The organism is Blautia sp. ZXY-1-C6, from assembly GCF_056339875.1.
Genome location: NZ_JBWJVQ010000203.1, coordinates 16,006 through 28,205 on the forward strand (window position 1 = coordinate 16,006; position 12,200 = coordinate 28,205).

Below are 12,200 nucleotides of genomic sequence, written 5' to 3' on the forward strand. Positions count from 1 at the left end.
TATTATTTCTTTGATTGATTATTCGAAATAAGCATATTTGAATTCCATCGGAACTCCGATCGGATGTGTGATCAGATTTTTCACATTGGATTTTGTTAATGTTGCAGATCCCTTATGGTAGATTGGAGAAACAACTGCGTCTTCTGCTACCAGTTTCTTTTCTGCCTGAAGCATGTCATCCAGACGTTTTGTATCATCTGTCTGTGTTTTGGCATCAGCAATCAGAGAATTATATTCTTCGTCTACATAATTTCCACGGTATGGTGTTCCGTTTGTCCACAGATCAAGATATGTCATGGCATCATCATAATCTGCACCCCATGCAGTAACACCCATCTGATAGTTATTTGCGTCCATCTGCTCTCCACGTCCCTGCATGGTCTTTGTATCAATTTCCACAGTCAGACCAAGGTTTTTGCTCAGCTCGCTCTGAAGGAAAGTTGCTACAGATTTAGATACACTGTCATCACCAACCAGGACAGTCAGAGATTTTACTTCTCCCAGCTCCTTTAACGCTTCGTCATAATATTTCTTTGCTTCATCTACATCGTATACAGCAATATCACCATTGAGTTCACGGAATGTTTTCTCTCCGTCACCTGACATACCATCTGCTACCAGTCCGTTCCCTGGTACAGAACCATCTGCAAGCACAAATTCTGTCAGAGCGTTTCTGTCAATTGCATGGGAGATTGCCTGACGCATATTTACATTTCCAACTACATCATCTGTCAGATTGAACTGAAGATAAGTGGTACGGAAATCAACGGTCTGAGAAAATTCCGGATTGTCTTTATTTGCCGCAACATTTGTGGAATCCAGTTCTACCTGAGAAAGTTCACCGGACTGGTATGCGTTATATGCTGCGGAAGCATCTTTCATAACACGAACTTTAGCGTTCTCGATTTTTACATTGTCTTTGTCCCAGTAATTGTCATTCTTTGCAAGGGTAACACCAACGGCCGGATCATATTCTGTGATCACATATGGTCCACAGTAAACCATGTTGTCCGGTGTCAGACCGTACTGGTCACCTACACTATTGTAAAATTCTTCATTTACAGGGAAGAACATTGCCATTGTACACAGGTTTGTGAAATATGGTGTCGGATTTTTAAGCTGAACTTCCAGAGTCTGATCATCTACTGCCTTTACACCAACCTCGTCTGCTTCTACTGTTCCTTCGCTATATTCCTGACCATTTACAATGTAGTCATTCATAATAAAACTGTAGCCGTTTGTAGCTTCTGCACTCATCTGCTTCAGCCATGAGAATACGAAATCCCCTGCTTTTACCGGATCTCCGTTGCTCCACTGGATACCATCTCTTAAGTGGAATGTATAAGTAAGTTTGTCATCGCTGACGTCATAAGTATCGCAAAGTGCCGGCTGTGGCTGGTTGTTCTCATCCATACGAAAAAGACCTTCCTGTGCCTGATTGTTTACCAGTGATGCCTGTTCTTCAGATGCAGCCCACTGTACAAGAGTTTTTACTTCTGCGGTTACTGCTACGCTGAGTGTCTGAGATGCATCTGCTGCATATGCACTTACCGGTGCTGCTGCCATAGCCATTGTGAGCATAAGCGCTGCCATTCTTTTCTTCATATTCCTTTTTCTCCTTTCACTTCTGTGAACCTGTGCAGATCGTCACTGTAACCGTACAGCTCATCCTTTGCCCTGTTATCTGTTTACAACTGAATCACTGCCATATAGTTTCTTAAATAACTTTCTGCTTACTTTAGTTGTATGAAGTATATCAGATAGTATTCTTATTGTCAATTGTTTTGTATTGTTTTATTTGATTTTAATTTGTTTTTTTATTGAAATATACCATTACATTTTTTATGTTCTTTATATAGTTTCAATATTTTGCACAAATTCCAAGGTTTTTCGTTCGGGCAAATATTCGTAATTCGTCATGTTTCGCGGATTTGCAACAAATAACTGCTTTACAGTTTGAACACATAATAAAAATACCCAAGTAACAAAAGCTCTTTGCTTTTATCATTTGAGTATTTTTCACCATAAATATGTTATCGTGTTTGGTATTGTTTACAATAATTCTGTCCGGATTTTTAACTTTTTTTTACATGAACCTGTAACTGATTGTACGGAATTTCAATTCCGTTTGCATCAAACGCTTCTTTGATCAGTTCATTAAGCCGCCACCTGGCAGGCCAGTATTTCTCCGTAGCCACCCAGACTCTTAATCCCATGACCACTGCACTCTCTCCAAGCTCATCTACAAACACCACCATTCCCTGGTCGTCTTTCGTATCTTCATCATTATGAAGGATTTCTTCCAGGATTGCTTTTGCTTTCTTAATGTCTGAATCATAAGAAATTCCTACTTTGATCTCCAGCTTACGAAGATCTCTGGCAGTTACATTTGTAATAATGCTGCCGGACAGCGTTCCATTTGGGATTACAATGTGTTTGTTATCTATGGAAATCAGAGTTGTATAACAGATTTCTACTTTGTATACAGTTCCTTCGCACCCATTCTGCTGTGCGATAATGATATAATCCCCCACCTGAAATGGTTTGAAGATCAGAAGCATGATCCCGCCTGCGATATTTGCAAGGCCGCCCTGCAATGCAAGACCTACCGTTACACCGGCAGTACCAAGCAGTGCTGCAATAGAGGATTCCCTTACACCAAAATGAGTGGCAATGCTAAATACCAGCAAAATGTAAAGTACAATTCTCAACAGCGACCCTGTAAACTGGATCACACCTTTGTCTACAGACGCACGCTCCATGGACTTCTTTATGAAAGAAACAAACCACTGGATCACTTTGCGCCCGCCCACAAATACCAGCAATGCCATTACTACTTTCAGCCCCAGTTTCGTCAAAGCCGGAAGATAGTCTGAAAAATACTGCTTATAGCTGTAATATAAACTTTTTGCCTCCTGAATTTCCTGTTCCAATATTTTCCACCTGCTCTCTTATATTTTTGTCATGTATTATTTTTCTGCCCTTCTTTCATTTAACAGGCAGCTTTTCATATAATATCAGGGTTAAAAGATGTCTTTCCCCCTGACTTGATATCTGCGAATTACTCCGCTGCTTTGCAGATCCCGCAATTCTCATATAAGAGTAGCATAACATACCTCATTCTCTGTAACAATCAATTTTATTCGGGCAAAAAAAGAAAGCGGACAATATATCCGCTTTACTGACACAGGATTTCACGCTCTGATGAGCTAAAATCAATATGCATTATTTATAAGGATTGCTATAAGCGCAGAATAATCCCCTCATTTCACAAAAACAGAAAATAAATAATTAGTTGAATAATCAGTATCGCCGGAACTCCTGTCTTAAATTTCGGCTTTCTTGTTTTATGATGAAATACCTTCATACCGGCCAGAGCTCCCACCGACCCTCCGATCACCGCCAGAAATATCAGCTGCGCTTCCGGTATGCGCCACTGTCCGGCTTTTGCCCTGCTTTTATCCAAGCCATAGATAAAAAATGTGACTACATTAATGATAATCACATAAATATATAGAAGATTTGTAGATGTCATCTGCACCTGCGAATTCCTTTCTTTAATCTTAACATGCCAGACCTGCGATCACTGATTCAAAATCCTCATCATAACCATCATATTTAAGTTCCAGAGGTTCTTCCACATCAAGGCTTAATACTCCGAGAATAGATTTGGCATCAATAAAAATTTTTCCTTTAGATACAATGTCAATATCAAATGGACATCTGACTGCCGCACAGACCAGTTTCTTTGCTGCCTCTACGTCATTAATCTTAATTGTCTTATTTGCTGTTGTCATATTCGGTAATCTCCCTTCCCTTTTGGTCTCCGTCCTATTGTCAGGACTTTTATATTGATTTTTTGACCCAGTCGTATTATACTGATTCACACATTGATATACAAACGTTATTTTTCTATATCAGATATTCTATTTTTATATAGCATAAGGAGCCGACTGTATCATGATTCTTGATTATTATCGTATTTTTTACTATGTTGCCCAGTATAAGAGTTTTTCCAAAGCAGCCGACGTTATGGGAAACAATCAGCCTAACATTACCCGGTGTATGAATATTCTGGAGAATGAGCTGGGATGTAAACTTTTTATCCGTTCCAATCGCGGAGTACAGCTGACCATTGAAGGAGAAAGACTTTTTGAACATGTATCAATTGCAATAGAACAGCTTGTATCAGGAGAAAATGAACTTCTCAAAGATAAAGGTCTGGAAAGCGGACTTGTAAATATTGGTGCCAGTGAAATCGCACTGCGTTTATTCCTGCTGAACGAACTGGAAGTCTTTCATCACCGTTATCCACATGTAAAGCTGAGAATCTCTAATCATTCCACACCACAGGCAGTTCAGGCACTGGAAAACGGTCTGGTAGACTTTGCAGTAGTTACCACACCTGTCGCTCTGAAAAAACCACTTCAGAGAATTCCCCTCTATTCTTTCCGCGAGATCCTTATAGGTGGAGAGGAATATGCGGAAACAGCTTCCAACAAACACTGTCTTCAGGATCTGCAGGATATCCCTCTGATCGGGATTGCTCCCGGAAGCAGTACAAGAGAATTATATACACAGTATTTTATGCGCCATAACCTTCCCTTCTCACCTGATATGGAAGTGGCAACTACTGACCAGATCTTCCCTATGGTGCAGCACAACCTGGGAATCGGATTCTTCCCTGAAGAGCTTGCTGCTGAACATATTGCTCAAGGGAAAATCGTCCAGATTCCCATTGAAGAGCCTCTTCCTGAACGAAAGATCTGTCTGATCCGCAATGTAAAAAGGCCACAGAGCATTGCAGCACGCAGTCTTGAAGAACACCTCACATCACACCGGGAAACAGAATAACTGTTACTGCAGACAGCAGTACCCCAAAAAACAGGGATCACTCCTGCAGATATCCGGTCTGCAGTGGCAATCCCTGTTTTATTGATGTTATTTATTTAATCCTTTCATGGATAAGCTGATACGTTTTTTCTTCATATCAACTCCGATTACTCTTACATCTACGATATCCCCTACACTCACCGCTTCCAGAGGATGTTTGATAAATCTCTCTGTCATCTCGGAAATGTGCACCAGACCGTCCTGATGTACACCGATATCTACAAATGCACCGAAATCAATAACATTACGGACAGTTCCCTTCAGCACCATTCCTTCTTTCAGATCTTTCATTTCAAGAACGTCTGAACGAAGGATCGGTTTCGGCATGTCATCACGAGGATCACGGGCCGGTTTCTCCAGTTCCTTTACAATATCACGAAGTGTGATCTCACCGATTCCCAGTTCTGCTGCCATCTTCTTATAGTCTTTTACCTGCAGGGAAAGTCCAAGGAGATTTCCTGCCACAACATCATTTGGCTTATATCCAAGTTTTGAAAGAAGTGCAGATGCTGCTTCATAGCTCTCAGGATGTACACTTGTTGCATCCAGAGGATTCTTTCCACCGGAAATACGCATGAAACCTGCACACTGTTCAAATGCCTTCGGTCCTAATTTCGCTACTTTGAGAAGTTCTTTTCTGTCTGTAAACTGACCGTTCTCTTCTCTGTAAGCTACGATATTTTTGGCAATTGCTTTGCTGATACCGGAAATATACTCAAGCAAAGATGCAGATGCTGTATTTAAATCTACACCAACTTTATTTACACTGTCTTCTACAACGCCGCTTAATGCTTCATCCAGTTTCTTCTGGTTCATATCATGCTGATACTGACCCACACCGATAGATTTCGGATCGATCTTAACCAGTTCTGCAAGCGGATCCTGTACACGTCTTGCAATGGAAGCCGCACTTCTCTGTCCTACATCAAAGTTCGGGAATTCCTCTGTCGCCAGTTTGCTTGCAGAATACACAGATGCTCCTGCCTCATTTGTGATAACATACTGCACCTTTTTTTCCGGGATTTCTTTGAGCATATCTACGATCACCTGCTCGGATTCACGACATGCTGTACCGTTTCCTACTGAAATAAGGGATACACCGTATTTTTCGATCATACCTTCCACTGTATCCTTGGCAGCACGGATCTTTTTCTCAGTAGTCGGAGCTGTGGGATAAACAACTGTTGTATCCAGAACTTTACCTGTTGCATCTACAACTGCCAGCTTACAGCCTGTACGGAACGCAGGGTCCCATCCAAGTACTACTTTGCCTGCGATTGGAGGCTGCATCAGAAGCTGTTCCAGATTCTTGCCGAACACATGGATCGCGCCGTCTTCTGCCTTATCAGTAAGGTCACTGCGGATTTCTCGCTCGATAGCCGGTCCGATCAGACGTTTGTAACTGTCTTCTACAACTGCTTTCAGAATCGGAGTTGTATTCGGGTTGTCTTTTTTGATCACTCTCTTATTCAAATAACGAAGGATGTCTTCCTCCGGTGCATTTACTTTAACAGTGATAAATTTCTCTTTCTCACCACGGTTTAACGCAAGAATACGGTGTCCTGCCAGTTTCCTGACCGGCTCCTCGAATTCATAATACATCTCATATACAGACTGAGTTTCCGCATTCTTTGCTGTGGAAGAAATACTTCCGTTCTTTGTTGTCAGGTTACGGATGTAGATACGATAGTCTGCTTCATCGGAAATACGCTCTGCAATAATATCTTTAGCTCCGTTCAATGCTTCTGCAACATTCTTAACACCCTTTTCTTCGGAGACATACGCCCTGGCTTCCTCTTCTACCGGCTTGTCTGTCATCTGCAGAAGAATGATATCTGCCAGTGGTTCCAGCCCTTTCTCTTTGGCAATTGTCGCACGGGTACGACGTTTCGGGCGATATGGTCTGTATAAGTCCTCTACTACAACCAGTGTCTGGGCATCCAGAATCTGTTTCTTCAGTTCCTCAGTCAGCTTGCCCTGGTCTTCGATGCTCTTTAATACCTGATTCTTCTTATCTTCCAGATTTCTCAGATACGTCAGTCTCTCAAAGAGTGCACGAAGCTGCTCATCATTAAGGGAACCTGTTGCTTCTTTTCTGTATCGAGAAATGAATGGGATGGTGTTGCCTTCGTCAATTAATTTGACTGCGGCTTCTACCTGCCATTTCTCCACCTTCAATTCCTGTGTGATTACCTGAATAATATCCATTATTTGTTTCTCTCCTCTTGTTGCTTGTGTGCCAACAAGTTGATTTCTCGAACAATCTTGCGTCTAAATTTCTTATTTCCGCGTTGTCGTCGGTCGCCGTAGTCACCGCTACGCCTCCTTCCTCCGCCTTGAAATAAAAAAATTTATCCTGCAAGATTGTTTCAAGAATCAACTTGTCGGCACACTTGTCAGAATTCAGATTGATTTTTTATCATCAAAAACGCTCTTGTGATAGGGTATCAATCTGGCAGTGATTTGTCAAGTGCGGGATTTTGGCATACATATGTCAAAGTCCCGCCGGATAACAGCGTATAAAAAGTAAATTACCCAAAATATTCATTAAGCTGTGCAATAAATTCCTCCGGCACTTTCCGTTCAAACGGAAAGCTTTCAATATTTCCCAGTCTGTCTGCAATATAGCCGAGCAGAACTGCACTTCTCTCCAGTGACCAGTCTGACAGCAGTGCAATGGTGTCGTGACGGGTATGCATGCCAAACCCATCTCTGTTCAGCGTCATTGCAGGGATTCCTTTCCATGCAAAAGTATTGGAATCACTTCCCCATATTTGGTTCTTCGTTGACATTCCGATACCGATTTCATGAGCCATGTATGTAATCATGTTGCAAACAGACGCATCACCTGTGACACCTGCCACAGTTCCGCCAACAAGCTGTCCGGCAAGATCTACATTCATGTTAAAACGATGTGCCGAAAGTTCATTTTCATGAATTTTGATATAATTCTGACTTCCCAGCAGACCTTTCTCTTCTGCTCCAAACCATATGAATTCCATTGTTCTGCGTGGTCTGTGTGCATGGAAATATCTGCACAGTTCCATAATGATCGCTGCTCCGGACATATTATCATACGCCCCCGGTCCCTCCGGAACAGAATCATAATGTGCAGTCAGAGTCAGGATTTCCTCTGCCTTATCTGTCCCCTCGATACGTGCCACTACATTACGGGATGTACATGTTACTGTCTCCTGCTCTACAGATAAACATACCTGAGATGCACCCTTCGTCACCAGTTCGATGGCATCTTTGTAATGAATACTTACGCCAGGAATCCTGTTATCATAATTGACAGCTTCTCTTCCTGCTTCTTTTTTCTCTTCTCCCGGCAGATTCTTTGGCAGAGCGTATGCACGTGGAACCAGATCCACGCCTTCATCTAACGGAGAACCTGCAATACTGATGAATCCCACAGCACCGGCTTTCACCAGTTTCCGGTACATATCTTTTCTCACCGGATCATTTACCATGACAATCTTTCCGCTGACATATGCAAGGCTGATATCATCACCGTTCTCTGCATACGCAAATGGTGCTTCCAGCCCGTCCTCTGCTGTGTTTCCGCATCTTCCATATCCGGTTACTGTGTATTCTTTTGTGTATGGCTCTGTTACTTTCAGCTTTGCTTTTTTTATCTGAAAGGTATCAAAAGAAAATTCTTCCAGATGACTCTCCACGCCAAAACTGTCCAGAGTTTTCTGAATCCTTTCTGCTGCTTTTTCTTCTCCTGCAGTTCCTGCCTCTCTGATATAATCAAAATCTGCCAGAAATTCCAATTGACGCTTTCCACTGATCTCATTTGTATTCATAATCGTAAAAACCCTTTCTCTTTTCTTGAATTGCTATAGAAAAGACCTTTTTCTTCTGATAATATGATGTCAGGGCCAAAAGGTATTTTAACCCTGATATCATAATACTTATCATAGCAAAAAGGTCTTCAATTTAGTAAACTGTATTTTTATTTCAGACTGTCAAAATATTCATCCCATGGTTTCGGTTCGTTGTCTTCTTCCTCTTCTTTTGGTGATGAATCATTCTGCTCTTTTTTATCATCCATATCTGTCTGAACATTCTGTATTTCTGTGCTGTCCGTAATATTCTGTTCATCTTCGTTTTCATAAGAAACCGGTTCTTCCGGCATACGCCAAAACTGCTGCGGATGCGTCTGATCTTCCTGTGGCTGTTCACTCTGTGAATAACTGTCAAACATAGGATTCACATAGTCTCGTGCCACACGTTCTTCTTCCTCTTTCTGCACTTTAAGCTCCCCTGTCAGATCACGATAGAACATTACTTCTGTCATGGCCATATATGGAAATATCCACAAAAGTGCAATATAGAATGTAAAAACAGAAAGAAACATCAATGGGATAAAGCTTATCTTCAGCATCAGATATCTTCCGAAGTTTCCATGCATCATCTCCAGACTCTCTTTCATAGCCTCTGTACTTTTCAATTCCGGCTTATCTGCCAGAATATAATAAGTCATCTCCAGAGGAATGACCAGAATCTGATAAACAATCATTCCAACGATCATCAGAACAACACCTGTATACAGCCAGGTGATCAGCACCTCCACAGAAGCATCTTCACCCGGAAGATTCGCATTACTGTAAATCGTATAGGGCAGCATGGTAAGCAGATTCAGTACTGCCATAAAAAATCCGGCAACGATCACTCTGTCCGGATGATGTCTGTAAAAATAAAACAGGTCATTTAATGAATATACTTTCCCTCTGGCAATATTCAGATACATATAATTCATACCTGCCGCTACCACATTGATCAGCAGAGTCAGAATAAATGTAAATGCATACGACAGCACAATATCAATTGTTTCCTCTCCCGGAAATAAAGCCGAGGATATCATGCTGCTGATCAGAGCCAGTGCCTGAACTGCAACAAATGCCAAGATCAGTATCCCATATTTTCCTGACATGGCCTGCTTCGCATAGTTTTTTAATTCACGTCTCGATGTCATGTAATTCTCCTAAATCAGTCTGCCAGACCAAAGGCATCATGTACTGCATTCATTGCGCGCACGCCGTCCTTTTCATTGATCAGAACTGTCACACGAATCTCGGATGTAGAGATCATATTGATGTTTACGCCCTCATTATAGAGGCTCTCAAACATCTTTGCTGCTACTCCAGGATTACTCATCATTCCTGCACCTACGATGGAAAGCTTCGCAATATTTCTCTCAGAATGAAGCTCTGCAAATCCAAGCCTTGCCTGATTTGCATCCAGAACTGCAACTGCATCATCCAGATCATTTCCATCGACTGTGAAAGAAATATCCTTTCTGCCCGCACGTCCGATAGACTGCAGGATCACATCTACATTAATATTCTTCTTCGCAAGGGTATCAAATAATTTAAAAGCTACACCCGGCTCATCCTTTAATCCGATTACCGCAATTCTCACTGCATCTGTATCCAGCGCAACACCGCTGATCAACATTCTCTCCACTGTAACTTCCTCCTTTACCACAGTTCCTTCACTGTTGTTTAAACTTGAACGTACCACAAGTGGCACGCCATATTTCTTCGCCATCTCCACAGAACGGTTGTGAAGCACACCTGCCCCGAGAGTCGCAAGGTCAAGCATTTCATCGTAAGTGATCTCTTTGAGCTTTCTTGCTTTCGGAACCTTACGCGGATCTGCTGTGTAAACACCATCTACATCTGTATAGATTTCACAGGCATCTGCATGAAGAGCAGCCGCAAGAGCAACCGCTGTTGTGTCAGAACCGCCTCTTCCAAGAGTCGTATAATCATCATACTTGTCAACTCCCTGGAAGCCGGTAACTATTACAATCTTTTTGCTGTCCAGCTCTCTTCTGATACGCTCTGTATCAATTCTTTTTAAACGTGCATTTCCATGACTGCTTGTCGTATGCATGGAAACCTGAAAAGCATTCAGGGAAACCGCAGGAACTCCCAGTTTATCCATCGCCATTGCCATCAGTGCAACAGACATCTGTTCTCCGATGGTAAAGAGCATATCCATCTCTCTTTTCGGCGGTTTCTCATTGACATCCCTTGCCATAGTGATCAGTTCATCCGTATATTTCCCCATTGCGGACAGAACGACAACCACGTCATTTCCTTTTCTGTACTCTTCTATACAGCGGTTGGCAACATTAAAGATACGTTCTTTATTCGCAACCGATGTACCGCCAAATTTCTTGACAATCAACATTGTTTTACTTCCTCCATAATAAGTTTACAGGAAAGAGAAGATTATCATATCTTCCCTTTCCTGTTCTGTTTACAGTAATCACTGTACAAATATTTATCTGAAGTATTGTATCAGTGTCCACCTTATCAGGCACACTATATGATACACGAAATCTGTCAGTTTATCAATCTTTAACTCGAATCTTTGCAAGTACCTGATCTCCGATCTGAGCCAGTTTCTCTTCAAATGCTCCCTGTGTCATTTCATCAGTGATAAATGCACATTCCTGTGGAAGCTGTCCCAGGCTGATGATCTCAACATCACCAAATACCTTCTTCGCTTCTTCTGCTGCTTCTTTTTTAATTCTCACAAAAAATCTTCCTGTCACTTCATCCAGTGGTTTCAGTACTGCCGGAGTGCTGTTCCAGTTTGTCACAATGTTAACATGGAGATGTTTTGCGGCATCCACAATATCACCAACTACAGCACTTGCTGTAGGCAGTTTACCTGCACCGCTTCCATAGAACATGGCATCTCCAAGCATATTTCCATGTACAAATACTGCATTAAACACATCATTTACACTGTAAAGAGGGCTGTTCTGGCCGAGCATAAACGGTGCTACCATTGCATAACAGGTTCCGTCTGCCAGTCTGCGGCTGGTTCCAAGAAGTTTGATGGTTCTGCCAAGCTTTGCAGCATACTCCATATCTTCAGGTGTGATCTTTGTAATTCCCTCTGTATAAATATCTTCAAAATCAAAATATCTCTCATAAGCAAGAGAGGAAAGGATTGCGATCTTACGGCATGCATCGTATCCTTCCACGTCGGCGGTAGGATCTGCCTCTGCATAACCCTTCTGCTGTGCTTCCTTTAATACAGTGTCAAATTCACAGCCTTCTGTGCTCATCTTATAAAGCATGTAGTTGGTAGTTCCGTTCAGGATACCTGTTACTTCGTCAATCTCATCTCCTGTAAGGGAAGAATTGATGACACGAATGATCGGGATTCCGCCGCCACAGCTTGCTTCAAATAAGAAGTTAATGCTCTTTTCCTTTGCAATATCCATCAGCTCGCGGCCATGCTTTGCAACCAGAGCCTTATTGGAAGTGCAGACATTT

At 42.0% G+C, this 12,200-nt stretch carries 10 protein-coding genes; 1 reads left to right on the plus strand and 9 read right to left on the minus strand.

The window, feature by feature from the left end:
• Positions 1–18 precede the first annotated feature (18 nt).
• The 4 genes from AC075J_RS12140 to AC075J_RS12155 form a co-directional block, all read right to left on the minus strand.
• Complete coding sequence (locus AC075J_RS12140; RefSeq protein ID WP_118609950.1) at positions 19–1,605, minus strand: peptide ABC transporter substrate-binding protein; 1,587 nt, start codon at positions 1,603–1,605, stop codon at positions 19–21.
• Between the two features lie 470 nt (positions 1,606–2,075).
• Positions 2,076–2,933, minus strand: coding sequence for a mechanosensitive ion channel family protein (locus AC075J_RS12145; RefSeq protein ID WP_476390362.1), 858 nt, complete (start codon positions 2,931–2,933; stop codon positions 2,076–2,078).
• A gap of 335 nt (positions 2,934–3,268) precedes the next feature.
• Positions 3,269–3,535, minus strand: coding sequence for a DUF1294 domain-containing protein (locus tag AC075J_RS12150; protein WP_118574510.1), 267 nt, complete (start codon positions 3,533–3,535; stop codon positions 3,269–3,271).
• Between the two features lie 28 nt (positions 3,536–3,563).
• Complete coding sequence (locus AC075J_RS12155) at positions 3,564–3,797, minus strand: HPr family phosphocarrier protein (RefSeq protein WP_020993651.1); 234 nt, start codon at positions 3,795–3,797, stop codon at positions 3,564–3,566.
• Between the two features lie 163 nt (positions 3,798–3,960).
• Between AC075J_RS12155 and AC075J_RS12160 the strand changes: the two genes are divergently transcribed.
• A complete protein-coding gene (locus AC075J_RS12160) occupies positions 3,961–4,854 on the plus strand; it encodes a LysR family transcriptional regulator (RefSeq protein ID WP_008706289.1) in 894 nt (297 codons plus the stop codon).
• An 87-nt stretch (positions 4,855–4,941) separates the two neighbouring features.
• Here AC075J_RS12160 and AC075J_RS12165 read toward each other — a convergent pair whose 3' ends face one another.
• The 5 genes from AC075J_RS12165 to AC075J_RS12185 all read right to left on the minus strand — a co-directional run.
• Entirely contained in the window at positions 4,942–7,101 is a 2,160-nt protein-coding gene (locus AC075J_RS12165) for a Tex family protein (protein ID WP_008706288.1), read from the minus strand.
• A gap of 323 nt (positions 7,102–7,424) precedes the next feature.
• Positions 7,425–8,705, minus strand: coding sequence for a M20/M25/M40 family metallo-hydrolase (locus AC075J_RS12170; protein WP_476390363.1), 1,281 nt, complete (start codon positions 8,703–8,705; stop codon positions 7,425–7,427).
• Positions 8,706–8,854: 149 nt separating this feature from the next.
• Positions 8,855–9,877 carry a DUF975 family protein gene (locus AC075J_RS12175; RefSeq protein WP_476390364.1) on the minus strand — a complete coding sequence of 341 codons (1,023 nt, stop codon included), beginning with the start codon at positions 9,875–9,877 and terminating at the stop codon, positions 8,855–8,857.
• A 14-nt stretch (positions 9,878–9,891) separates the two neighbouring features.
• Positions 9,892–11,100, minus strand: a complete 1,209-nt coding sequence (locus AC075J_RS12180; protein WP_062808119.1) for an aspartate kinase — start codon at positions 11,098–11,100, stop codon at positions 9,892–9,894.
• A 163-nt stretch (positions 11,101–11,263) separates the two neighbouring features.
• On the minus strand, positions 11,264–12,200 hold a 937-nt coding region (locus AC075J_RS12185), incomplete at its 5' end, for a homoserine dehydrogenase (protein ID WP_476390365.1).